The organism is Blastococcus sp. SYSU D00922 (assembly GCF_054050495.1).
Genome location: NZ_JBJGZL010000010.1, coordinates 58516 through 81528 on the forward strand (window position 1 = coordinate 58516; position 23013 = coordinate 81528).

26 protein-coding genes and 1 riboswitch are annotated in these 23013 nt (G+C 72.6%); of the genes, 10 read left to right on the top strand and 16 right to left on the bottom strand.

What is annotated here, in order from left to right; genetic code table 11:
* The first annotated feature begins 31 nt into the window (after positions 1-31).
* Positions 32-1150, top strand: a complete 1119-nt coding sequence (gene gcvT / locus ACI78T_RS14950; protein WP_456558901.1) for a glycine cleavage system aminomethyltransferase GcvT — start codon at positions 32-34, stop codon at positions 1148-1150.
* 3 nt (positions 1151-1153) lie between these two features.
* On the opposite strand, the gene ACI78T_RS14955 is transcribed toward gcvT, so the two are convergent.
* From ACI78T_RS14955 to ACI78T_RS14970, 4 genes are read right to left on the bottom strand one after another with little or no spacing between them, the layout of a single operon-like run.
* Positions 1154-2299 (bottom strand): YihY/virulence factor BrkB family protein, encoded by a 1146-nt coding sequence (locus tag ACI78T_RS14955; protein ID WP_456558902.1) that lies wholly within the window; start codon positions 2297-2299, stop codon positions 1154-1156.
* Positions 2300-2337: 38 nt separating this feature from the next.
* On the bottom strand, positions 2338-2631 hold the full coding sequence (locus ACI78T_RS14960) for a DUF4235 domain-containing protein (RefSeq protein ID WP_456558903.1): 294 nt from the start codon (positions 2629-2631) through the stop codon (positions 2338-2340).
* Positions 2628-2894, bottom strand: a complete 267-nt coding sequence (locus ACI78T_RS14965) for a DUF3618 domain-containing protein (RefSeq protein WP_456558904.1) — start codon at positions 2892-2894, stop codon at positions 2628-2630. Before ACI78T_RS14965 ends, ACI78T_RS14960 begins: the two co-directional genes overlap by 4 nt.
* Complete coding sequence (locus tag ACI78T_RS14970; RefSeq protein ID WP_456558905.1) at positions 2891-3340, bottom strand: phage holin family protein; 450 nt, start codon at positions 3338-3340, stop codon at positions 2891-2893. Before ACI78T_RS14970 ends, ACI78T_RS14965 begins: the two co-directional genes overlap by 4 nt.
* A 110-nt stretch (positions 3341-3450) precedes the next feature.
* Between ACI78T_RS14970 and ACI78T_RS14975 the strand changes: the two genes are divergently transcribed.
* Positions 3451-3663 (top strand): hypothetical protein, encoded by a 213-nt coding sequence (locus tag ACI78T_RS14975; RefSeq protein ID WP_116452445.1) that lies wholly within the window; start codon positions 3451-3453, stop codon positions 3661-3663.
* Positions 3664-3684: 21 nt separating this feature from the next.
* Here the strand turns inward: ACI78T_RS14975 and ACI78T_RS14980 are convergent, their stop codons facing one another.
* Together ACI78T_RS14980 and ACI78T_RS14985 are read right to left on the bottom strand one after the other, a co-directional pair.
* Complete coding sequence (locus ACI78T_RS14980) at positions 3685-4668, bottom strand: aldo/keto reductase family protein (protein WP_456558906.1); 984 nt, start codon at positions 4666-4668, stop codon at positions 3685-3687.
* A 22-nt stretch (positions 4669-4690) separates the two neighbouring features.
* Positions 4691-5308, bottom strand: a complete 618-nt coding sequence (locus ACI78T_RS14985; protein ID WP_456558907.1) for a DUF3043 domain-containing protein — start codon at positions 5306-5308, stop codon at positions 4691-4693.
* A gap of 142 nt (positions 5309-5450) precedes the next feature.
* Here ACI78T_RS14985 and ACI78T_RS14990 point away from each other — a divergent pair, with 142 nt between their 5' ends.
* On the top strand, positions 5451-5804 hold the full coding sequence (locus tag ACI78T_RS14990; RefSeq protein WP_456558908.1) for a HesB/IscA family protein: 354 nt from the start codon (positions 5451-5453) through the stop codon (positions 5802-5804).
* 62 nt (positions 5805-5866) lie between these two features.
* Here ACI78T_RS14990 and ACI78T_RS14995 read toward each other — a convergent pair whose 3' ends face one another.
* Genes ACI78T_RS14995 through ACI78T_RS15010 form a run of 4 tightly spaced genes read right to left on the bottom strand, consistent with a single transcriptional unit; the run spans position 5867 to position 9114 of the window.
* A complete protein-coding gene (locus ACI78T_RS14995; RefSeq protein ID WP_456558909.1) occupies positions 5867-6370 on the bottom strand; it encodes a DUF4231 domain-containing protein in 504 nt (167 codons plus the stop codon).
* 58 nt (positions 6371-6428) lie between these two features.
* Positions 6429-8360, bottom strand: coding sequence for an asparagine synthase (glutamine-hydrolyzing) (asnB, locus tag ACI78T_RS15000; protein WP_456558910.1), 1932 nt, complete (start codon positions 8358-8360; stop codon positions 6429-6431).
* Positions 8361-8414: 54 nt separating this feature from the next.
* A complete protein-coding gene (locus ACI78T_RS15005; RefSeq protein ID WP_456558911.1) occupies positions 8415-8765 on the bottom strand; it encodes a DUF3817 domain-containing protein in 351 nt (116 codons plus the stop codon).
* Positions 8755-9114, bottom strand: a complete 360-nt coding sequence (locus ACI78T_RS15010) for a metalloprotease (protein WP_456558912.1) — start codon at positions 9112-9114, stop codon at positions 8755-8757. Before ACI78T_RS15010 ends, ACI78T_RS15005 begins: the two co-directional genes overlap by 11 nt.
* 241 nt (positions 9115-9355) lie before the next feature.
* Between ACI78T_RS15010 and ctaC the strand changes: the two genes are divergently transcribed.
* The 3 genes from ctaC (at position 9356) to ACI78T_RS15025 (ending at position 12156) form a co-directional block, all read left to right on the top strand.
* Positions 9356-10240, top strand: coding sequence for an aa3-type cytochrome oxidase subunit II (gene ctaC / locus ACI78T_RS15015; RefSeq protein WP_456558913.1), 885 nt, complete (start codon positions 9356-9358; stop codon positions 10238-10240).
* Positions 10241-10288: 48 nt separating this feature from the next.
* On the top strand, positions 10289-10693 hold the full coding sequence (locus tag ACI78T_RS15020) for a cytochrome c oxidase subunit 4 (protein ID WP_456558914.1): 405 nt from the start codon (positions 10289-10291) through the stop codon (positions 10691-10693).
* Positions 10694-10818: 125 nt separating this feature from the next.
* The gene (locus ACI78T_RS15025; protein ID WP_456558915.1) at positions 10819-12156 is read left to right on the top strand and encodes an FAD-binding oxidoreductase; all 1338 of its coding nucleotides are present in this window, start codon (positions 10819-10821) and stop codon (positions 12154-12156) included.
* A 76-nt stretch (positions 12157-12232) separates the two neighbouring features.
* On the opposite strand, the gene qcrB is transcribed toward ACI78T_RS15025, so the two are convergent.
* Genes qcrB through ctaE form a run of 4 tightly spaced genes read right to left on the bottom strand, consistent with a single transcriptional unit; the run spans position 12233 to position 16488 of the window.
* Positions 12233-13915, bottom strand: coding sequence for a cytochrome bc1 complex cytochrome b subunit (gene qcrB / locus ACI78T_RS15030; protein ID WP_456558916.1), 1683 nt, complete (start codon positions 13913-13915; stop codon positions 12233-12235).
* Positions 13915-15030 carry a cytochrome bc1 complex Rieske iron-sulfur subunit gene (gene qcrA / locus ACI78T_RS15035; RefSeq protein ID WP_456558917.1) on the bottom strand — a complete coding sequence of 372 codons (1116 nt, stop codon included), beginning with the start codon at positions 15028-15030 and terminating at the stop codon, positions 13915-13917. The genes qcrB and qcrA overlap by 1 nt, the downstream gene beginning before the upstream one ends.
* A complete protein-coding gene (gene qcrC / locus ACI78T_RS15040) occupies positions 15027-15866 on the bottom strand; it encodes a cytochrome bc1 complex diheme cytochrome c subunit (protein WP_456558918.1) in 840 nt (279 codons plus the stop codon). The genes qcrA and qcrC overlap by 4 nt, the downstream gene beginning before the upstream one ends.
* Positions 15867-15873: 7 nt before the next feature.
* Positions 15874-16488: an aa3-type cytochrome oxidase subunit III gene (gene ctaE / locus ACI78T_RS15045; RefSeq protein ID WP_456558919.1), complete on the bottom strand. Its 615-nt coding sequence runs from the start codon at positions 16486-16488 to the stop codon at positions 15874-15876.
* Positions 16489-16621: 133 nt separating this feature from the next.
* On the opposite strand from ctaE, the gene ACI78T_RS15050 reads away from it, so the two are divergent.
* Both ACI78T_RS15050 and trpD read left to right on the top strand, forming a co-directional pair.
* Positions 16622-17062, top strand: a complete 441-nt coding sequence (locus tag ACI78T_RS15050; RefSeq protein WP_456558920.1) for a hypothetical protein — start codon at positions 16622-16624, stop codon at positions 17060-17062.
* A gap of 7 nt (positions 17063-17069) precedes the next feature.
* On the top strand, positions 17070-18125 hold the full coding sequence (gene trpD, locus ACI78T_RS15055; protein ID WP_456558921.1) for an anthranilate phosphoribosyltransferase: 1056 nt from the start codon (positions 17070-17072) through the stop codon (positions 18123-18125).
* Here trpD and ACI78T_RS15060 read toward each other — a convergent pair.
* Both ACI78T_RS15060 and ACI78T_RS15065 read right to left on the bottom strand, forming a co-directional pair.
* Positions 18122-18409 carry an Lrp/AsnC family transcriptional regulator gene (locus tag ACI78T_RS15060; RefSeq protein WP_116452460.1) on the bottom strand — a complete coding sequence of 96 codons (288 nt, stop codon included), beginning with the start codon at positions 18407-18409 and terminating at the stop codon, positions 18122-18124. The genes trpD and ACI78T_RS15060 overlap by 4 nt on opposite strands.
* Entirely contained in the window at positions 18406-20229 is a 1824-nt protein-coding gene (locus ACI78T_RS15065) for a DEDD exonuclease domain-containing protein (RefSeq protein WP_456558922.1), read from the bottom strand. The genes ACI78T_RS15060 and ACI78T_RS15065 overlap by 4 nt, the downstream gene beginning before the upstream one ends.
* A 190-nt stretch (positions 20230-20419) precedes the next feature.
* Here ACI78T_RS15065 and ACI78T_RS15070 point away from each other — a divergent pair, with 190 nt between their 5' ends.
* Together ACI78T_RS15070 and ACI78T_RS15075 are read left to right on the top strand one after the other, a co-directional pair.
* Positions 20420-22162: a D-alanyl-D-alanine carboxypeptidase family protein gene (locus tag ACI78T_RS15070; protein WP_456558923.1), complete on the top strand. Its 1743-nt coding sequence runs from the start codon at positions 20420-20422 to the stop codon at positions 22160-22162.
* 78 nt (positions 22163-22240) lie between these two features.
* Positions 22241-22579 (top strand): hypothetical protein, encoded by a 339-nt coding sequence (locus ACI78T_RS15075; RefSeq protein WP_456558924.1) that lies wholly within the window; start codon positions 22241-22243, stop codon positions 22577-22579.
* Between the two features lie 189 nt (positions 22580-22768).
* Positions 22769-22949: riboswitch (cyclic di-AMP (ydaO/yuaA leader) on the top strand.
* Positions 22950-23013 lie beyond the last annotated feature (64 nt).

Sequence of the window (23013 nt, forward strand, 5' to 3'; positions counted from 1 at the left end):
GGATCCTATGTGCCTCGGTAGCGTGCCACCCGTGAGCCCGCTGACCTCCCCCTTGCACGACAGGCACGTCGCGGCCGGCGCGAAGCTCGCCGACTTCAGCGGGTGGTCGATGCCGATCGAGTACGCCGGGGGCGGGGTCCTCGCCGAGCACGCCGCGGTGCGCACGGCGGTCGGCCTCTTCGACGTCTCGCACCTGGGCACGGCGACGGTCCGCGGCCCCGGGGCCGCGGCGTTCGTCGACTCCTGCCTGACCAACGACCTGTCCCGCATCGGCCCCGGCCAGGCGCAGTACACGCTGTGCTGCCTGCCCGACGGCGGCCCGGAGGCGGGCGGGGTGGTCGACGACCTCATCGTCTACGTGCACGGTGACGACGACGTGCTGCTCGTGCCGAACGCCGCGAACGCCGCCGAGGTGCTCCGCCGGCTGGCCGAGGAGGCGCCGGCCGGCGTGACCGTCACCGACCGGCACGCCGACGTCGCCGTCCTGGCGCTGCAGGGGCCGCGGTCGCTCCAGGTGCTCGAGCTGCTCGGCCTGCCGGGCGAGCTGGCCTACATGTCCTTCGTGACGGGCACCGGTGCCGGCGGCGCCGAGGTGACGGTGTGCCGCACCGGCTACACCGGCGAGCACGGGTACGAGCTGCTCGTCGACGCCGCGCACGCCGGCGGGCTGTGGGACGCGGTGCTCGAGGCGGGGCAGGACCAGGGGATCCGGCTCTGCGGCCTCGGGGCCCGGGACACGCTGCGCACCGAGATGGGCTACCCGCTGCACGGCCACGAGCTCTCGCACGACATCACCCCGAACCAGGCACGGGCGGGCTGGGCCGTGGGCTGGGGCAAGCCCGCGTTCTGGGGCCGGGACGCGCTCCTTGCGGAGAAGCAGGCGGGGCCTGCCCGCCTGCTGTGGGGGCTGCGCGCCGAGGGCCGCGGCATCCCGCGGCCCGGCATGGCCGTCCTCGACGGGAGCGGGGAGCGGGTCGGCGAGGTCACCAGCGGCACGTTCTCCCCGACGCTCCGGACCGGCATCGCGCTCGCTCTGGTCGACGCGGCCGCCGGGGTGTCGGCCGGGAGCTCGCTCGCCGTCGACGTGCGGGGCCGCCCCCAGGCGGTCGAGGTCGTCAGGCCGCCGTTCGTGGAGTCGCACGTCCGGTAGCGGTCACTTCCGCGTGGGGTCGCTGTCGCCCTTCTGCGGCTCGGGGGAGTCGGGCAGCGTGTCGGCCATCTCGGCGTCGCGCTGGCCCATCGGCTCGGGCTCGCCCGTCGTGGTGTCGCGGGCCGTCTGGTGCTCGGCCTCGGAGTTGATCTCCGCCCCCAGCAGCACCAGGTAGCAGGTCAGGTACAGCCACAGCATCAGGACGATGACGCCGGCGATGGCGCCGTAGGTCTTGTCGTAGGAGCCGAAGTTGTTGACGTAGAGGGCGAAGCCGACGCTGACGGCCGCCCAGACGATCGTGACGACGACCGAACCGAGGCTGACCCACGCCAGCCGAGGCGCGTCGCGGTCGGGCGCCACCCGGTAGAGGACGGCGAGGCCGCCGGCGAAGGCGGCCAGCAGGAGGACCCACCGCGCGACCTGGGCCAGGATCGTGCCGACGACGCCGAGCCCGAGGGCCTCGATGACCGCCGGGACGACGGCCAGCAGGCCGAAGGCGATGAGGACGAAGACGATGGCGCCGAGGGTCAGCGCCAGCGAGGTGGCCTTGAGCTTGACGAAGTTGCGCGCCTCGACCTCGTCGTAGGCGATGTTCACGGCGGTGATGACGTTGCCGACGCCGCCGGAGGCGCTCCAGAGCGCCGCGAGGATCGAGACGACGAGGCTGATGCTCAGCGCGCTGCCGCTGTTCCTGACGATCGCCTCCAGCTGCTCGCCGATCAGGCGGGCGGCGTCGTCCGGGAGCTGGGCGGAGAGGTCCTCGACCTGCCGGGCCACCGTCTCGGGGGAGGCCACGAGGCCGTAGATCGAGATGAGCGCGATCAGCGCGGGGAAGATCGACAGGAAGCCGAAGAAGGCCACGCCGCCGGCGATGATCGGCATGTTGTCGGCCTTGTTCTCGGCCCACGCCCGCTTGACGATCTGCTTCCAGCCCGCCCACGGGATCTGCGTCGGCTTCTCCGCGTGGATCCCCGGCAGCTCGCTCGGCGACGGCGAGCCGGGGGGCGGCCGGTCGGGGTCGACCGACGGCGCGGTGCCGCGCTTGGCCTCGGCGGCCGCCTTCGCGGCGGCGGCCCTGCGGGCGGCCTTCTCCTCGACCCTCTCGCGGATCCGCTCGACGGCGCTCTCGTGCTGCCTCGTGCCGGTCATGACCGTCCCCCCTGACTCCGGTGCCGTCGTCCGTGCGCTCAGTCGCCGGGCCAGGCGCCGGTGAGCTGCTTGAACCCGCGCGCGCCGGCGCGGTCGATGGCGGCCTTGGTCGCGGCGAAGATCGCGCCCTGGATGGCCGCGGCGAGCACGACCTCCTTCATCGAGTACTCGCTCTGCAGGGCGCTCGGCGCGTCGTCCTCGTTCGACACCGCCTTCCAGACCTGCTTGAAGACGATGCCGGACAGGGTTCCGGCGAGGATCCCGCCGACCAGACCGATGGGCCGGTAGGCGAGCTTGGCGCCCTTGCTCTTCTTCTTCGCTTCCTTGCTCAACGCTTCCTCCTCTGTGCGGCGCGCTTGCGGCGCAAGGTCACCAGACCGACCACCAGTCCCGCCAGTGCGGCGGCGGCGCCGATCACCACAGGTGGGCTCTCCCGGTAGGTCTCGACGGCGGTGTCCCGGGCGCGGAAGGCCTGCTCCTTGGCGCGGGCGGGGACGTCGAGCCGTGCGCTGAGCTCGTCGACGGTCCGGCCCAGCTGCGCGCGGGTGGCCTCGATCTCGGCCTGGATCTGCGCCGGGTCGCTGGGCTCGCTCACCGGGACAGCCCCTGCTTCACGGTCGCGACGTCGGCCTGCACGCCCGCGATCGCCTGGGTGGGCAGCGGGGGAGAGGCCTGCGCGACGTCCTTCTTGCCCACGAGGGCGAGCACGCCGGCGACGGCGAACAGCACGACGGCCACGATGAGGGCCGCCAGCCACGCCGGGAGCGCCTCGGCCAGCCCCAGCACCGCGGCGCTGATCAGGACGGCCAGGCCGAAGAAGCCCACGAGGCCGGCGCCGCCGAAGAGACCGGCGCCCACGCCGAGCCGCTTCGCCTTCTGGGTGACCTCGGCCTGGGCGAGCCGTGCCTCGTTGCGGACGAGGGTGCTCAGCTGCTCGGTGAGCTGACCGATCAGCTCACCGGTGGAGGCGTTGGCGGGGTCGGGTGCCACGTGCGCGCGGTTGGCGCCGCCGGCGTCGGGCTCTGGCGTCGGTGCAGTCATCGGTCCTCCGGCTGGGACGGGTCGATGGACTGCCATGCCCGCGCTCGCGCGGACGTAACCGACCCGTTGATCACAGCACGGGCACGACGTGGTCATTAACCTCTGGGGCCATGACCTGGCGTTGGCGTCTCGAGGACAGCTCCGGAGCGGCCGTCGAGCCCTCGACCATCGGCGTGGAGGTGCCGTCCGCCGACAACCAGGGCGATGCCGAGTCGTGGCTGGGGGAGAACTGGCGGGAGCTGCTCGAGAAGGGCGTCGCCACCGTGACGCTGTTCGACGGGGACGACGAGGTCTACGGCCCGATGGGGCTGGCCGCCCCCTGACGGGAGCGGCCAGCCCGGAGATCACCCGCGGGCGGTCTTCGAGGGGTCGCGCTCGACGACGTCGCCGAGCACCTCGTCGATCCGGCGCAGGACGTCGTCCTCGAGCCGCACGCCGGAGGCCTTGACGTTGTCGTGGACCTGCTCGGGGCGGGTGGCCCCGATGATCGCGGCGCCGACGTTCGGGTTCTGGAGCACCCAGGCGACGGCCAGCTGCGCCATGGACAGGCCCAGGTCGTCGGCGATCGGCCGGAGCTGCTGCACCCGCGTGAGGATGTCGTCGCGCAGGAAGCCCTTCATGGAGCCGCCGGCCTCCGCGTGTCCGCCGCGGCTGTCGGCGGGCGGCTGCTGCCCGGGCAGGTACTTGCCCGTGAGCACGCCCTGGGCGAGCGGCGACCAGACGATCTGGGAGAGACCTTCCTTCTCCGACGTCGGGACGACCTCGGGCTCGATCACCCGCCAGAGCATCGAGTACTGCGGCTGGTTGCTGATCAGCTGGATGCCCAGCTCGCGGGCCAGCGCCGCCCCCGCCGCGATCTGCTCGGCGTTCCACTCGGAGACGCCGATGTAGAGCGCCTTGCCGGCCCGCACGAGGTCGGCGAAGGCCGTCATCGTCTCCTCGAGCGGCACGGTCGGGTCGTAGCGGTGCGCCTGGTAGAGGTCGACGTAGTCGGTCTTGAGCCGCTCGAGCGAGGCGTGGCAGCTCTCGATGACGTGCTTGCGGCCCAGGCCGCGGTCGTTCCGGCCGGGACCGGTCGGCCAGTAGACCTTGGTGAACAGCTCGTAGGAGGAGCGGCGCTGCCCCTCCAGCGCGCGGCCGAGGACGGCCTCGGCGCGCGTGCCGGCGTAGACGTCGGCCGTGTCGAAGGTGGTGATGCCGGCGTCGAGGGCGGCGCGCACGCAGGCGAAGGCGGCGTCCTCCTCGACCTGGCCACCGTGGGTGAGCCAGTTGCCGTAGGCGATCTCGGAGATGTTCAGGCCGGAGCGGCCGAGGCGTCGGAATTCCACGTCCGCCGACGCTATCCCCGGGTCAGACGTCCGCGCCCAGCGGGACGTCGGGCTTCGGGAAGCGCCAGCGGCGGATCATGGTCGAGCGGCTGATGCCGTACCAGACCAGGCCGCGGGTCTTCTTCGCCTGCGGGTCGTCGGGGAAGCGCTCGGCGACCTTGCGCTTGAGCTTCCGGCTGAGGACCACGGAGTCGACGATCAGCAGCAGGAAGAAGCCGAAGAGCAGGAAGCTCGCGTAGCTGCGGACCACCATGCTCGGGGCGATGGTGCCGATCAGCGCGACGGCGGCGATGGCGAGGAAGAAGCTGCCCACGTTGCGCCGGGAGTCGACGACGTCGCGGACCAGCTTGCGCACCGGGCCGCGGTCGCGGGCCGGGAGGTAGGCGTCGTCGCCGCGGGCCGCGCCCTGGCGGGTCTCGGCCCGGCGGGCGGCCTGCTGCTCCCGCATCCGCTTGTAGGCCTCCTTGCGCGTGGTCGGAGGCGGCGGGGGCGGGCCCTGGCGGCGGCCCTGTGCCTCGCTCCGCTTCGGCGTCGGCCGGCCCTTGCCGGCGGTGCGCACCAGCTGCTCGGTGAGATCGGCCGAGGCGTCGGGCGCGGTCGTCTCGGCGCGGTCACGGCGGCCGGGGAGGCGGAGCTTCACGGGCTCGAAGTCTACGTGTGTGGGGAAGGAGACCTGGGAAACGCCGATTCGCGCCGTACAGTGGAAGAAGCTCCGCCACGGCGGTGTTGGGTCGCTGCGGGACGTGCCGCAGCGGGCACCCAGGGATGTGGGAGGACAGAACATGACGGTGCAGGACACGACCGACGCCGCCACCGGCGTCATCCTCAGCGACCCGGCGGCCGCCAAGGTCAAGGCGCTGCTGGACCAGGAGGGTCGCGACGACCTGCGGCTGCGCATCGCCGTCCAGCCGGGCGGCTGCTCCGGCCTGCGCTACCAGCTGTTCTTCGACGAGCGCTTCCTCGACGGCGACCAGACGTACGAGTACGGCGGCGTCGAGGTCATCGTCGACCGCATGAGCGGGCCGTACCTCGGCGGCGCGACGATCGACTTCGTCGACACCATCGAGAAGCAGGGCTTCACGATCGACAACCCCAACGCGGGCAGCTCCTGCGCGTGCGGCGACTCGTTCAGCTGATCGCCTCGTAGCCTCGCGTCCGACGCCCGGTCCCCCTCGCGGGGGGACCGGGCGTCGTCGTCTCAGGCGCGCGCCGGGTCGCGGGCGGCGTCCTGCTGCATGCTGCGCTGCCAGGTGTCGTGCTCGCCCGTGGTGACCTCCTCGAGCGCGGCCGCCAGCCGCGCGCGCCGGGTCGCAGGATCGTCGTAGGGCGCCAGCTCCGCGACGTAGCGGAAGGCCTGGCGGCGCAGCGTCTCCGCCGCTAGCCGGTAGGCGATCCAGCGCGTGTGCAGCTGGAACAGCTGCTGCGCGCCCTCGGCGACGACCACCACGGCCGCGAGGCTGGCCGTGAGCGCCGGGGAAGCGCCGACGGCGGCGAGCACGGTCACCGCCGCCCCGACGGCCAGCACGACCATCCGCAGGGTCAGGTAGGCGACGCGGTGGCGGCCGGCCTGGCGGTCGTACCGGGTGAACTCCCGGTCCAGCTCCCGCCAGACGAGGTCGCCGGCGTCGGTCGGTTCGGGCAGCGCGTCCGCGCGTTGCTGGGGGATGCGGGGGAGCGGTGGCGCCTGCGTGCCGCTGGACATGCCGGCAGCGTGGCACCGGCGCCGCCCTCGGGCCAGACCCGGAGGGCCCGTCCGGCGATCAGAGGCGGACCGGGTAGACCGTCTCCGGGATGACCGGCTTGATCCGCTCCTCGACGAAGATGCCGTGCCACACCATGAAGACCAGCAGCGTCCAGAGCTTGCGGGAGTAGTCGACCGGCGAGCCGTTGCGCTGGTTCTCCCGGTGGGCGGCCAGCATGGCCAGCACCTGCGAGCGGTCCAGCCACTCGTCGGTCTGGCTCTCCTCGATGATCTGCCGCGCCCAGTCGTGCAGCTGCTCGGCCAGCCAGTGCCGCGTGGGGACGGGGAAACCGAGCTTGCGGCGGTTGAGCACGTGCGGCGGCACGATCTGCTCCAGCGCCCGGCGCAGCGCGTACTTCGTCGTCTCCTTGGTCACCCGCTGGTCGACCGGCAGGGTGCTGGCCACCCGGAAGACCTCGGGGTCCAGGAACGGCACCCGCAGCTCCAGCGAGTTGGCCATCGTCATCTTGTCGGCCTTGACGAGGATGTCGCCGCGCAGCCAGGTGAACAGGTCCACGTACTGCATCGCCGTCACGTCGTCGTAGCCGGCCGCGCGCGTCCGCTCGTAGAGCTCGGCGGTGACCGCGACGTGCGAGAGGTCCGGGTCGCGGCGCTCGAGGAAGCCGAGCTCGTCGTCGCGGAAGATCCGCGCGTTGCCGTAGTAGCGCTGCTCCAGCGGGATGGAGCCGCGGCGCAGCAGGTCCTTGCCACGCATGCCGTCGGGCAGCCGGGTGGAGAGCTTCCCCAGCGCGCGGCGGATCCCGGCCGGGAGCTTCTCGAAGGCGGCCAGCGACAGCGGCTCGCGGTAGATGTTGTAGCCGCCGAACAGCTCGTCGGCGCCCTCGCCCGAGAGCACGACCTTGACGTGCTTGCGCGCCTCCCGGGCGATGAAGTACAGCGGCACCAGCGCCGGGTCGGCGACCGGGTCGTCGAGGTACCAGACGACCAGCGGGATCTCGGCGGCGAACTCCTCGGGCGTCACCACCTTGGTGATGTGCTCGACGCCGATGGCCGCGGCCGACTCCGCCGCGACGTCGATCTCGGAGAAGCCCTCTCGCTCGAAGCCGGTGGTGAAGGTCAGCAGCTTCGGGTTGTAGCGCTTGGCGAGGGCGGCGATGGCGGTGGAGTCGATGCCGCCGGAGAGGAACGACCCGACCGTCACGTCGGCGCGCATGTGCATGCGCACCGAGTCGTCGAGGACGTCGGCGATGCGGTCGTAGAGCGCCTGCTGCTCGTCCTTCGCGACCGGCCGCACCGGGAACGTCGGGTGGAAGTACCGCTTCGTGGCGAGCTCGCCGTCGACCACGGTGAAGCTCGTGCCGCTCTCGATCCGGCGGATCCCCGTGTGCAGGGTCGCCGGCTCGGGGACGTACTGCAGCGTCAGGTAGTGCTGGAGCGAGGCGCCGTCGACGCCGCCGGCCGCCGCGCTGCCGCCCAGGAGCTCGAGCAGCGCCTTCTTCTCCGAGCTGAAGACGATGGCGCCGTCGGCCAGCCGGGCGGTGAACAGCGGCTTGATGCCGAACGGGTCGCGAGCGCCGAACACCGTCCTCTCCTGGGTGTCCCAGATGAGGAAGGCGAACATCCCCCGGAGGCGGTGGACGACGTCCTCGCCCCACAGGTGGTAGCCCGCGACGATCGCCTCGGTGTCGCCCTCGGTCGCGAACGTGGCGCCAGCGGCCTTCAGCTCCTCGCGCAGCTCGAGGTAGTTGTAGATCTCCCCGTTGAAGACGATGCGGTAGCGGCCGTCCGCGTAGGGCATCGGCTGGTGGCTGTGCTCGATGTCGATGAACGACAGCCGGTTGAAGCCGAACACGGCCCGGGTGTCCCACCAGGCCTCGTTCTCGTCGGGACCGCGGTGGCGCAGGCAGTGCTGCGCGCCGCGGACCGCGTCGACCGTGGTGTCGTCGACGCGGTCGGCGTCGGTCGAGAAGTAGGCGAGCAGGCCACACATCAGGCGCAGGTCCTCGGGGTGGGGGAGTGGCGGGCTGGAGGGGTCAGCGGGAGGTCACACGCGCTCCCCGGCGCGCATCTTGCGCGTGACCGTGCGCTCGCCGACGAAGGACAGGAAGGGGATGGTCCCGAGGACCAGCGTCACGACCGTGCCCTTCAGGCTCCACTTCGCCCGCAGCGCCAGGTCGACGGCGGACAGGAAGAACAGCGCGTACAGCCAGCCGTGCGCCGTCCCCAGCACCGTCACCGGCTCGGGGATGCCGCCCCAGTGCTTCAGGGGGACGGCGACCACGAACAGCAGGACCAGCAGGACGCCGACGACGGTGGCCATGACGCGGTAGCGCTGCAGCGCCGCGGCGATGGCCTGCTCCGAGTCGCGGGCGGGCGCGGTGCGGTCAGCGGCCATGGCGCTGCCCCAGGGCCCGCTCGTTGAGCTCGGCGAGGTAGGCGTTGTAGGCGGCCAGCTCGGGGTCTCCTGACGTGTCGATGCGGGGGCGCTGGTACAGGACGACCTCGGCTCCCGGGGCGTCGTCCTCCGGGTCTCGGTTGAGCTCGATCCGGACCATGCGGAGGTAGAACCACAGGCCCATGAAGCCGTAGAGCGGCCACTGCAGCGCGTAGCTCCAGTTGACCGCCCCACCTCCGGCCTCGGCCTTGGTGAGCTGCCAGTAGCCGAGGAAGAAGGTGGCCACGAAGAGGACCGCCACCAGCAGGTGCAGCAGCAGCCACTTCGGTGTCAGCAGCCGGGAGAACACGCTCCCGACTCTAACCGCCGGGCCGCGGGCACCGGGCGGGCTCGTGCGCTGCGGGGGCGGTGGGCCTCCCCGAGCGCTGCGACCCGCCGGTGCGGTGTCTCCGGTGGTCGGCCGCCGAGCGGAGTCGGCTAGTCTCGCCCCACACTGTGATCGGCGTGGACGCCGTCTGCCGGACCTCGGCGGACGTCCCGCTGGGAGGACCGTCCGGACACCCGGACGGAGGACGAGGAGGCAGCGAGCAGTGGCTCGAGGCAGCAGGCTCGCGCGGCTGGCCGCGCTCGGTCTCCTGGGGGTCGTGACCCTCACCGGATGCGAGATGCCGAACAACGAGTTCTGGCGTTTCGGGTGGCCGGAGGGCATCACCGAGCAGTCCCAGGACATGCGCGAGCTGTGGACCGGTTCGGTCATCGCGGCCCTGATCGTCGGTGTGGCCGTCTGGGCCCTCATCGGCTGGTCGGTCGTCATGCACCGCAAGCGCGGGGACGAGCTGCCGAAGCAGACGGCCTACAACCTGCCGCTGGAGATCGTCTACACGATCCTGCCGTTCCTGATCATCGCCGGGCTGTTCTTCTACACGGTGGTCGTGCAGAACAGGGTCCAGGATCGCTCGGACAACCCGGACGAGACGATCGCGGTCAACGCGTTCAAGTGGAACTGGCAGTTCGTCTACCCCGAGACCGAGGGTCCCGACGGCGAGCCGGTGGACACCGTCGGCACGAGCTCCGAGATCCCGATCCTGGTGCTGCCGACCGACCGGACCATCCGGTTCGAGCTGGCCTCCGCCGACGTCATCCACTCGTTCTGGGTTCCGGAGTTCCTCTTCAAGCTCGACGTCATCCCGGGCAACGAGAACGGCCGCGACAACGTCTTCGAGGTGACCGTCCAGGAGGAGGGCGCCTACGTCGGGCGCTGCGCCGAGCTGTGCGGGACCTACCACGCGTACATGAACTTCGAGGTCCGCGCGGTGTCCGGCGACGACTACGACGCCTACCTCGAGGCGCGCGAGTCGGGACTGGACACCTTCGAGGCGCTCGAGGAGATCGGCCAGCCGGGCCTGTCGTCGTCGACGACGCCGTTCGAGTCGCTGCAGAACAAGAACATCGACCAGCAGACGTCCGGCGGCTGACGTGTCGACCCCGACCCTGATCGCTCCGACGTACGAGGAGGCACGGCCGTGAAGGTCGAGTCGCTGATCTTCAACATCATCGCGTTCTTCTGCGTGGTGGCGGCCGTGGTGTACGGCGTCTGGTCGCGGGAGCCGATCGGCACCACGGCGCTCGCCCTCTCGGCCGGTCTCACCGGTCTCATCGGTGGGTTCTTCTGGTTCGTCTCCCGCCGCATCGACGCCCGTCCCGAGGACCGCAAGGACGCCGACATCGCGGACGGTGCCGGGGAGCTCGGCTTCTTCCCGCCGGCCAGCTACTGGCCGTTCGGGCTGGCGCTGTCGGCCGCCCTCATGGGCCTGGCGCTCGCCTTCTGGTACTCCTGGCTGATCCTGATCGCGGCCGCCGCGCTGCTGATCACCATCGGTGGCCTGCTCTTCGAGTTCTACGTGGGACAGAACGCCACCCAGAGCTGACCCCAGCACGCTCCGACCGAGGGCCCCACCCGCAGCGCGGGTGGGGCCCTCGTCCGTCGAGCGATCAGTTCGGTCGCGCCGACCAGTCAACCGGTGACCACCGCTGCGCGCCGAGGAGGACTCCGATGGTCGAGCTGTCGCACCCGCTCGCGAGGGACGACGCGGCCGTCGAGCTCCTGCGACCCGACGACGACGGGTACGACCGGGCGCGCCGGGTGTGGAACGCCGCGGTGGACCACCGACCGGCCCTCATCGCCCGCTGCCGGCGCACCTCGGACGTCGTGACCGCCGTCGCGCTGGCCCGTCGGGAGGGTCTGGAGATCGGCGTGCGGTGCGGTGGGCACGGCGTCGTCGGGCAGGCCGTGCCGCACGGCGGTCTGATGGTGGACCTGACCCCGATGGGCGGGGTCCGCGTCGACCCCGAGCGACGCCGCGCCCGGGTCCAGGGCGGTGCCCTGCTCGGTGCCCTCGACCGGGCCGCCCAGGAGCACGAGCTGGCGACGACGGCCGGGAACGTCTCGCACACCGGGGTCGGCGGACTCACGCTCGGCGGGGGGATGGGGTGGCTCGCGCGCCGGCACGGCCTCGCGTGCGACAACGTGCTCGCCTACGAGCTGGTCACCGCCGGCGGCGACGTCGTCCGCGCCACGGCCGAGGAGAACGCGGAGTTGTTCTGGGGGCTGCGCGGTGGTGGCGGCAACTTCGGGGTCGTCACCGAGTTCGAGTTCCAGCTGCACCGCACCGGCACCCGGGCGCTGAACGTGGAGCTGGACTTCCCGGTCGCCCAGGCGTGGGGCCCGACGGCCCGGTGGCGGGACCTGTCGGCGGAGGCGCCCCCGCAGGCGACCTACACGGCGGGTGTCTTCGGAGGTGTCGTCACCCTGGGCTTCGTGTGGGCCGGCGACCCGGACGAGGGCCGGGCGCACGCCCGGGCCCTCGCGGCGCTCGGCGAGCCCGCCGCCCGGCGGGTGGAGGAGCAGTCCTACCTCGCGCTCCAGCGGAGCGGGGACACGCCGCAGGGGCACGAGCTCCGCCGGTACCTCAAGGGGCACTACTTCCGGGAGATGCCCGACGCCGTCCTCGAGGCCCTGCTGGGGCACGACCCGGCGGTGGCGGCCAGCCTGCAGGCCTACGGCGGCGCGATCGCGGCGGTCCCCGACGACGCCAGCGCCTTCAGCCACCGCGCGGCCGTCTTCGAGTACGTCGGTGCGGCACGCTGGACCGACCCCGCCGAGGACGACGACCGCATCGCCGCCGCCCGCGCCAGCGCGGCGCGTCTGGAGCCGTTCGCCAGCGGCGTGTACGTGAACGTGCTGGGGGACGAGGGGGCCGCCGGGGTCCGGCGCGCCTACCCGCCGGCCAAGCTCGCCCGGTTGACGGCGCTGAAGGACGCCGTCGACCCGGGCAACGTCTTCCACCTCAACCAGAACATCCCGCCGAGCGCTGCCCGCGTGACGCAGTGAGCTGGTGGACGCACGTAGAAGGGCCCCGGTGGAGATCCACCGGGGCCCTTCCGTCAGCCGTGCCGAGGGGCGTTGCTCAGTCGCGCGGTTCCTGCGGTCGACCGCCCTCGGAGGGGCGGCCGCCCTCGGACGGGCGCCCGGAGGAGGTGAGCTCGCGCTCGCTCTCACCCGTCGCCAGCCCTCGACCCTCGGCGCGCTGCTCGAGCTCGACCTGGCTCGGCTCCTCGATGGGCGAGAAGAACCCGCGGATCGCCCGGCGGGCGCCGCCCACGTGGTTCATCCGCTTCGGCACGGGAGCGCCGCCGTAGGCGAGCTGACCGTGGCCGTGCTCGTCCACCGGGCCGAGGGGCTGGTGGACCTCGATGAACTCACCGTGCGGCAGCCGGCGGATGACACCCGTCTCGATGCCGTGCTCGAGCACCTCGCGGTCGTGCTGCTGGAGGCCCAGGCAGATCCGGTAGGTGATCGCGTACGCGATGGGCGGGAGGATGATCACGCCGATCCGGCCGACCCACGTCATCGCGTTGAGGCTGATGTCGAACTTGTCGGCGATGACGTCGTTGGCGCCGGCGACCATCAGCCAGAAGTAGAACGTCAGCGCCATGACACCGAGCGAGGTGCGGACGGGGACGTCGCGGGGACGCTGCAGCAGGTGGTGCGATGCCGTGTCCCCGGTCAGCTTCCGCTCGATCATCGGGTAGAGCGCCAGCAGCGTGAACATGATGCCGGCGATGACGACCGTGGGCCAGAAGAGCGCCGGGATCTGGTAGTTGCCGGGGAGGTTGAGGTCCCACGGCGGGAAGATCCGGGTCGACCCGTCCAGGAAGAAGATGTACCAGTCGGGCTGGGACGCCGCGGACACCTGCGCCGGGTTGTAGGGGCCCCACAGCCAGACCGGGTTGATCTGGACCAGACCACCCAGCGCCGCGCAGACACCGAAGACCACGAATATCAGGCCCGTGGCCTTCGCCGCGAAGGTCGGGAAGAGCCGGTTGCCGACGACGTTGTGCTCGGTCCGGCCCGCGCCCGGGAACTGCGTGTGCTTCTGCTTCACCAGGATCAGCAGGTGCAGCGCGATGAGCGCCAGCAGGATGGCCGGGATCAGCAGCACGTGGACGATGTAGAACCGCCCGATGATCTGCTCCCCGACGTAGTCACCGTTGAAGACGGCGAAGTGCGCCCAGGTGCCGATGACGGGGATCGACAGCAGGATCGCGCTGATGATCCGGAGGCCGGTGCCCGAGAGCAGGTCGTCCGGCAGCGAGTAGCCGGTGACGCCCTCGAGCAGGGCCAGGACCAGCAGGACGACGCCGATCAGCCAGTTGGTCTCGCGCGGCCGGCGGAACGCGCCGGTGAAGAAGATGCGCAGCAGGTGGACGACGATCGCGGCCACGAACAGCAGCGCCGCCCAGTGGTGGAGCTGCCGCATGAAGAGGCCGCCGCGCACGTCGAACGACAGGTTCAGCGCCGAGTCGTAGGCCGCGGACATCTCCACGCCGCGCAGCGGCGCGTAGGAGCCCTCGTACACGACCTCGCGCATGGAGGCGTCGAAGAAGAACGTCAGGTAGGTGCCCGACAGCAGCAGGATGAGGAAGGCGTAGAGCGCGATCTCACCGAGCAGGAAGGACCAGTGGTCGGGGTAGACCTTGTTCATGGTCCGCCGCAGCCACGGGGCGACGATCAGGCGGTCGTCGACCTCGTACGCGGCCTTGCCGAGCTTGGTGGTGGGGGCGCCAGGTGCAACGGCGGTACGAGCCATCAGATGCGCTCCCGGTTCCAGTAGGTGGGACCCACGGCCTCAATGTAGTCGCTGCGTGCGACGAAGTAGCCCTCGTCGTCGACGTCCAGCGGCAGCTGCGGGAGGGCACGCGTGGCCGGGCCGAAGACCGGCTTGGCGCCCTGCGTGACGTCGAACTGCGACTGGTGGCACGGGCAGAGGATCCGGCTGGTCTCCTGCTCGTACAGCGACACCGGGCAGCCGGCGTGCGTGCAGATCTTCGAGTAGGCGACGTACTCGCCGTAGGCGAAGTCCTCGCTGCCCCTGCGGGGGGTGAGGGTGCCGACCTGCTCGGGGCGGAGGCGGATGAGCATGGTGGCCGCGTCCGCCTGCCGGTTGCCGCCGGGAACGGCCGGGAAGACCGTCTCCAGGGAGCCGGGCTCCTGGTCGCCGGGCCGGATCGGGGTGCCGTCGTCACGCACGAGGCGGACGCCCTCGGCCCAGCTGGTGGTGCCGAGCGGGTTGCCCTTGTTCGGGTTCTTGATCAGACCGCCCAGCGGCATGATCAGCATGAGGCCGACCCCGCCGCCCATGAGGGCCAGCGAGCGGGTGATCAGCTTGCGCCGGCCCAGGCCGCTGTTGTGGTAGCCGCCGACCAGCGTCGCGCCGGCGGTGACCCGGTCGAAGTGCGACCCGTCGTGCTTGTCCTGCACCGCGGTCTCGTGCGGCAGCAGCTTCTTCGTGAAGAGCACGAGGCCGTAGCCGACGCACAGCAGGGAGAGGCCCATGAACAGGCCCAGCATGGGCGTGAACAGCGCGCTCCAGCCACCCTCGCTGATGTTCCAGTGCCAGTCGGGCAGGAACCAGCCGGACCCGACGTAGACCACCACGAAGAGGAAGGCGAAGAGCCCGGCCAGGCTCCACACCAGGCCGACCTGCCGGATGGCGCGCTTCTCCATGACGGAGCCGGGCTCGGGACCGGGGTCGACGTGCAGGATCTCGACGCCGTCGTAACGGGCTCCGAGGTGGTCGAGCTCCAGCCGGCTCATCGCCGCCAGCTGCTCGGGGGTGTAGTCGTCGTCCGGGCCGCCGTAGAGCGGACCGGGGACGTCAGCGCCGCCGGTGGAACCGGGGCGGGTGTCGCGGGTGGTGCTCACGCCTTGCTCCCCATCCAGAAGATGCCGAACAGCAGGGCGGACATCCCGACGACCCAGATGACCAGACCCTCGCCGACCGGACCGATGCGACCGATGCCGGCACCGCCGGGGTCGGCCTGCGAGCTGACGGTCTGGACGTAGTTGATGATCGAGCGCTTCTCCTCGGGGGTCAGCTGGTTGTCCCCGAAGACCGGCATGTTCTCCGGCCCGGTGAGCAGCGCCGTGTAGATCTCCATGTCGGTGGCGTCCTTGAGGCTGGGCGCGTGCTTGCCCGAGCTCAGGGCGCCGCCCTCGCCGACGAAGTTGTGGCAGGAGGCGCAGTTGAGCCGGAACAGCTCGCCGCCCTCGGCCAGGTCGCCGTCGCGCAGGTCGCCCGAGGGGAGGGTCGGACCGCCGCCGTTGGCCTGGACGTAGGCCATGAGCTGGTCGATCTCCTCGTCGGAGAAGACGGCGGGCTTGTCCGGCGCCTGGGCCTCCTGGCGGACGAGCGGCATGCGGCCGGTGTGCACCTGGAAGTACACGGCGGCCTCGCCGACCCCGATGAGGGACGGGCCGCGGTTCGGGACGCCCTCGAGGTTCTCGCCGTGGCAGGTGATGCAGCTGCGCTCGTAGAGCTCGCGGCCGGCGGCCTCGGCGGCCGACTCGGTCGTGTCGTCGGCGGCCTGCGCCGGGGCGAACACCGAGTACAGCGCGCCGGTGAGGACCAGGGCGGTCATCAGGCCGGCGACGTTGGCCAGACGGCGGCGGTGCTTCGAGCGGCGCCGGGCACGGGCCCGGCGTGCGGGGTTGCCGTCGTCAGCGAGCACGGCCTCGGACTGCGGGTTCGTGGTGGACACCGGTTCCCTAGCGGATCAGGTAGATCGTGGCGAAGAGCCCGACCCACACGACGTCGACGAAGTGCCAGTAGTAGGAGACCACGATCGCGGCGGTCGCCTGTGCTGGCGTGAACCGGCCCATGGTGGACCGGATGAGCAGGTAGACGAAGGCGACGAGACCCCCGATGACGTGCAGCGCGTGGAAGCCCGTCGTGAGGTAGAAGACCGACCCGTACGTCGACGACGAGATCGACGTGTCGTGGTCCATCACGAGCACCCGGTACTCGTTGGCCTGCGCCAGCACGAAGACCAGGCCCATCACGAAGGTGATCGTGAACCACCTGCGGAGGCCGTAGACGTTGCCGTTCTCCGCCGCGAACACACCGAACTGGCAGGTCACCGAGGAGAGCACCAGGATGACCGTGAAGACGGTGGCGTAGGGCAGGTTCAGCTCGGTCGGCTCCGGCGGCCACCCATCGGTGGCGCGGGCTCGCGCGGTGAAGTACATGGCGAACAGGCCGGCGAAGAACATGAGCTCGCTGGAGAGCCAGATGATCGTGCCGACGCTGACCATGTTCGGTCGGGTCAGGGAGTGCACCCGCGATGTGTCGAAGGTGCTGCTCGCGACGGGGGCCGTTGTCACGAGGGTCATCATGGCATCGGGCGGGGCCCGGTACGACCGCGGGTGCGATGGGCGTGGCGGCAATGTGATCAGCTCTTCACCGATACCGCGTCTGCTCGGGGATCTGCCCTGCTCTGCCGCTAGGCTCCGCGGCGTGAGCACCGTCTCCGACACCTCCCGCAGCGACTCAGCGCCGGCCACCGTGGTGGTCTACAGCCACCGTCCGGAGGTCCGCGACGCCGTCCGGACGGCGGTCGGGCGGCGCCCCGCGCCCGACGTCGGTCCCGTGACGTGGTTGGAGTGCGAGACCGGCGAGGAGGTCGTGGCCACCGTCGACGCCGGCGGCGTCGACCTCTGCATCCTCGACGGCGAGGCGCAGCCGACCGGTGGCCTGGCGGTCGCCCGCACGCTGGACCAGGAGGTCGTCGACCGGCCCGCCGTCTGCGTGCTCATCGCCCGCCAGCCCGACCGCTGGCTGGCGCACTGGTCGCGCGCGGAGGGCACGCTGCCGCTGCCGATCGACCCGCTCACCGCCCCTGGCGTGGTGGCGGACCTGCTGCGCGAGCACGCGCAGCGCCCCGTCGTCCGCCGGTGAGCCGCCGGTGAGCGCGCCCGACCCGGGACGGCGGACCTGGCCCCAGCTGCTGAACCGGCTGCTGGCCCGCCAGGACCTCTCCGCCGCCGACACCACGTGGGCGATGCGCGAGATCATGACCGGGGAGGCCACCCCCGTGCAGGTCGCCGCCTTCGCCGTGGCACTGCGCGCCAAGGGGGAGTCGGCCGAGGAGGTCGCCGGGCTGGCGGCGGAGATGCTCGCCCAGGCGACGCCCGTGCAGCTCTCCCGCGACTGCGTCGACATCGTCGGCACCGGGGGCGACGGCGCGCACACGGTGAACATCTCCACGATGGCGGCGGTCGTCGCCGCGGCCGCCGGCGTGCCGGTGGCCAAGCACGGTGGCCGTGCCGCGTCGTCGTCCTCCGGGGCCGCCGACGTGCTCGAGGCCCTCGGCGTCCGGATCGAGCTGCCGGCTCCCGGCGTGGCGCGCTGCGTGGAGGAGGCCGGCATCGGCTTCTTCTTCGCGCCGGTGTTCCACCCGGGCATGCGGCACGCGGGCCCGGCGCGCCGGGAGATGGGCATCGGCACGGTGTTCAACTTCCTGGGGCCGCTGACCAACCCCGCTCGTCCTGGCGCCGCCGCCATCGGCTGCGCGGACGCCCGCATGGCGCCGGTGATGGCCGACGTCCTCGCCGCCCGCGGCGGCCGTGCGCTGGTGTTCCGGGGCGACGACGGGCTGGACGAGCTGACGACGGCGACGACCTCGTCGGTGTGGGTGGTGCGGGGCGGGGAGGTCGAGCCCGACCGCCTCGACCCCTCGGCGCTCGGCATCCCCGCCTCGACGGCCGAGGCGCTGCGCGGCGGCCCGCCGGAGTTCAACGCCGACGTGTTCCGCCGGGTGCTCGCGGGGGAGGAGGGGCCGGTCCGCGACGCGGTCCTCCTGAACGCCGCCGCCGCGCTGGCCGCCTTCGACGAGCGCCCCGCCCGCCTCCACGACGCCATCGCGGCCGGCATGGAACGTGCGGCGGCCGCCATCGACGACGGCCGTGCGACCGCGCAACTCCAGCGCTGGGTGACCGTGAGCCAGGCGGCCGGCAGCTAGTCGGCGGTGTCGAAGCCGATCGAGAACGCGGCGTCGAGGTCGTGCCGCGAGTAGGCGCGGAAGGCGATGTGCGTCTCGGTCTCCAGGACGCCGGGCACCTTGTTGATGCGGCCGGCGATGACCTCCGCGATCTGCTCGAACTCGCGCACCCGCACGATGGCGATGAGGTCGACCTCGCCCGCGGTGGAGTAGACCTCGCTGACGCCGTCGAGGTCGGCGATCGCCGCCGCCACCTCGGGGATGGCGTCGGTGGCCGCGTCGATCATCACGATGGCGGTGATCACGCCGGCGAGCCTAGCCGGGACCGCACGGCCGCACCCGCGGTCACCCGCTCCGGGCGGGCCCGCGTGCTCAGCGAGCGGTCGTCGGCGAACGGGTTGCGCTCGGTGCGGCCGGTCTCCACCCGCTCCAGGAACGAGCTGAAGCCGCCGGTCCCGGGCGCGGGGCAGGCGAGGGTGCCGGTGAGCTCGACCAGCCGCGTCCCGGGCTTCTCCATCCAGCGCATGATCAGCTCCGTCTCGTCGACGGTGGCCGCCAGCTCGTCCTCCGGCCCGAGGGGGGTCTCCGCGGACGCCAGCAGGCCGGGGAGGGTGCCGCGCACCGAGGTCCCCGTCGGTGCACCGCCGGCGGCGACCAGGCGCCCGCGACGGACGACGGACAGGTGCCAGCCGCCCGAGCCGTCGGCGCGGGCCAGCACGAGCTCCGGGACGGCGGCCAGCGACTCCAGGCGCTGCCGCCGCCGCACGGCCCGCACGAGGGTGGCCACCCGGTCGCGCAGGACGGCGGCGTCCTCGTAGCGCTCCTCGCCGGCGAGCCGCTCCACCCGGCTCAGGAGCGGGGCGACCAGATCGGCGGGGTCGTGGTCGACGGCGGCGCGGAAGACCGAGGCGATCGAGGCGTACTCCTCCACCGACTGGGCGCCGGTGCACGGCGCGCCGCACCTCCCCATGCCGAACAGCACGCACGCCGACGTCGGGATCCGCGGGGAGATCCGCGTCGTGCACTGCCGGAGGGGGAGCGCCTCGTGCACCGCGGCGACGGCGGCGTCGGCGGCGCGCCGGTCGGGGAAAGGGCCCAGGAAGACGCCCGCGCCGGGCCGCACCCGGCGGACGACCGACAGCCGGGGGAAGGGCTCCTCGGTCAGCCGGATCCACAGCGCGCGCTCGGGGAACCGGGAGCGCCGGTTGTAGCGCGGCTTGTGCTCGGCGATCAGCCGCAGCTCGCGGACCGCCGCCTCCAGGTCGTGCGCGCAGGGGATCGCGTCGACCCGCTGGGACAGGGCCACCATCTCGGTGATGCGGCTGCGCTGCTCGCTGGAGGAGAAGTAGCTGCGGACCCGGCTGCGCAGGTCGTTCGACGTCCCCACGTAGAGCGGCTCGTCGCGGGGGCCGCGGAAGAGGTACACGCCGGGACCGCGAGGCACGCTGTCGGCCAGGTGCCGCTTGCGCAGCCGTTCCGGGTCGACCTGCCGGGTGAGGCCGGTCAGCTCCTCGAGCGAGGTGATGCCGAGGGGGCCGAGCCGCTCGAACAGGCCGTGCAGCACGTCGACGGTCGCCCGCGCGTCGTCGAGGGCTCGGTGGGTGGGCGAGGTGGTGGCGGAGAAGTACGGCGCGAGGGTGGCCAGCTTGCAGTTGGGGACCTCGTCGCGGCTGAGCAGCCGCCGGGCCAGCACGGCGGTGTCGACCGACGCCGCCGCCGGCCAGGCGATGCCGCTCTCGGCGCACGCGGCCCTGAGGAACCCGAGGTCGAACGGCGCGTTGTGCGCCACCAGCACCGCGCCGCGGGCGAACTCGAGGAAGCCGGGCAGCACCGCGCCGATCCGCGGCGCCGCGGCGACCATCATCGAGGTGATGCCGGTCAGCACGCTGATGTAGGGCGGGATCTCCCGGCCCGGGTCGACCAGCGTCTGGAACTCGCCCAGCACCACCCCGCCGCGCACCTTGACCGCGCCGATCTCGGTGATCGCGCTGTCCTTGGGAGATCCGCCGGTCGTCTCCAGGTCGACGACGACGAACGTGACGTCGGCCAGCGGGGTGCCGAGCTCGTCGATCGTGACCTGCTCGTACCGGCTCAGCTGCGGGGCGGCAGCGGGAGGGAAGGGCACGGGGCGGACGGTAGGTCGGGGTAATGACACTCTTGTGATGCCGCGCCGGGGGAGGGCGGCGCACGGGATGTCGCCCACGAGTGGGGAACCGGCCTGTTTCGCCTGGCGGTCGGCGGGTGATCAGGACACCATCTCCCCTGGTGGGCCGCGCCCGAGGACGAGCGCGGCCCTGACACGCAGAGGTGGTCTGATGCTCCCGCGCTCCCGGTGGCGCACTGGTGGGACGGCGGCCCGGACGGCCCTCCCCGTCCTCGTGGTCGCCGCGCTCGCGGTCGCCACGGCGCAGCCCGCGGCGGCGGACCCCAGCGACCAGCCCGGCGGTACGTCGGCCGTGCTCGACAGCCGCGCCCTCGACCAGCTGCAGCAGCGGGCCGCCGAGGTGCAGACCGGTCTGCAGGAGCAGCAGACGGAGGTCGCCGCGGCCCGCGAGGAGCAGGTTCGCGCCGAGGAGGCGGTGGCGGCCGCCGAGGCGGTCGTGTCCGACGCCGAGGGCGAGCTCGCCGTCTACCAGCGGGAGGTCGCCAGCTACGCCGCGGCGGTCTACCGCGACGGCGGCGCGGTGACCCCCCTGACGCTGCTGCTCTCCGGGGGTGACCCGGGGGAGGTCGTCGCGGCGATGGGCTTCCTCGACGTCGTCGACGCGCACGCCGCCCAGGTGATCGGCGCCGCCGAGGAGCAGCGGCAGGCGGCGCTCGACGAGCAGGAGCGCGCCGAGGCCGCCCTCGCCCAGGCGCGGGAGCGCGCCGACGCGGTGGCCGCCAAGGTGGCCGAGCTCGAGGCCCAGGCCGACGCGGTCACCGACGAGCTGGACGACGCGCTCAGCGTGGTCGACCGCCAGCTCGCGCAGCTGCAGCAGGAGCAGCTCGACGTCAACGAACGGACGGCGGCCAACTGGCGCGCCTACGTCGAGCAGCTGGCGGCAGCCGGCGTCACCGCCCCGCCGGCCTCGGCGCTGCTCGACCCCGCGGCCGGGCTGCCGCCCGGGCTGGTGCCGGTCGGGGCGAGCGGGGGAGGCGCCCAGCGCGGCGCGGCCCAGCTGCCCCGCCAGCCCTCGTCCTTGCTCGTCCTCCCGGCCGAGACGCTGTCCGCCGTGACCGCCGCCATGGACGCGCTCGGCCGGCCCTACGCCCCGGGCACGGCCGGTCCGGACTCGTGGGACTGCGGTGCGCTGGTGCAGTCGGTGTACGGCGGGGCCGGGGTGGCGCTGCCGGGCAACCAGGCGGAGCTGTTCGCGGTGACGACCCCGGTCGCGCCGGCCGACGTGCTCCCCGGGGACCTGGTGTTCCTGGGGACGCCCGAGGCGGGTCTGGGCCACGTGGGGATCGCCCTGGACACCAAGACCATGCTGGCCGCCGACGCGCGGGCCGGCGCGGTCGTGGTCCGGACGCTGCCCGCCGACCAGGTGCTCGGGCTCGGCCGGCCGACCCTCGGCCAGCGCGCACCGGTCGCCGCTCCGGGGCCCACGGGCGGCGCGCTCAGGATGGAGTGCGGCAACACCGTCTACCCGCCGAGCTACGACGGCGCCCGATCGTGGGGCGGATACCCGAACGGCCTGATCCCGCCGAGCGCGCTGTGCCCGATCGGCGTGGGGTCGCACTCCCTGCGCTGCGACGCGGCGGCGGCCTACAAGGCGATGTCGACGGCCTTCGCCGGCGCCTTCGGGACGCCGATCTGCATCACCGACTCCTACCGGACCTACGCCAGCCAGGTGAAGCTCTACGGGGAGAAGCCGGCGCTGGCCGCCGTCCCGGGCACGAGCAACCACGGCTGGGGGCTCGCCGTCGACCTCTGCGGCGGGATCGAGCGGTTCGGCACGCCCCAGTACGACTGGATGAAGGCCAACGCGGGCCGCTTCGGCTTCCTGCACCCCGACTGGGCGGAGCCCGGGCGGGGCCGCGAGGAGCCCTGGCACTGGGAGTACGCCGGAACCTGAGGCCCCGCGTCCGGCGACGGGCCGGAATTGTCGGTGGCCGCTCCTAGCGTGCGTCTCGACTCACGGAGGAGAAGAGCCATGCTGATCGACTGCGACACCTGCACCGCACGCCCGACGGGCTGCGCCGACTGCGTCGTCACCGTCCTGCTGGGCGCGCCCCCGGGCTGCCAGAGCACCGACCCGGTGGTCGTGCCGCTTCCCGGCCGCGCCCGCGGCACGGTCGACGCGACGGCGGACGACGTGGCCGCGGAGGACGTCGTCGTCCCGCGGCCGGGCGTCGTCGTGGAGTTCGACGACGTCGAGCGGCGGGCCGTCCGAGCCCTCGCCGACGTCGGCCTGGTGCCCCCGCTGCGGCACCGGGAGGGGCACCGCGACGGGTCGGCCGGGGGCGCCGGCAACGGCCGCCGGACCGGCTGACGAGCACCCGGACGGAACGGTCCGCTCCAGGTCACACAGGGCGGAAACCGGCTCGCCCACCTGCGAATACGGCACTCGGAGCGATCTCCGTCACACGGGTCCCAGGAGCCTCGGTTTGTCACGGGGACATCACGGTCGTAGGGTCGGCCGGTCCGACCGAGTGGTCGTCACCCGCTGAGGGGTGACCTCGGACGGGCACCGCCTAATCGCCCGACGGCGCCTGCACAGGTGCTCGACGGTGAGCCGGGGACCCACCGCAGTCCTGGGGTGAGTTCTCCTGCCGGGCCGGTTCGCCGGTGCGCAGGGGATAGGGCCAGTCTTCCCAGCCCGAACCCGTCAGCTAACTCGGTAGGCGGTAGCAGAGGAAGAAACGGAGAGCCGCCGCTCGTGGCGACCCCACACGCCGTACTGTCGCACGCCCTCGAACAGTCGCA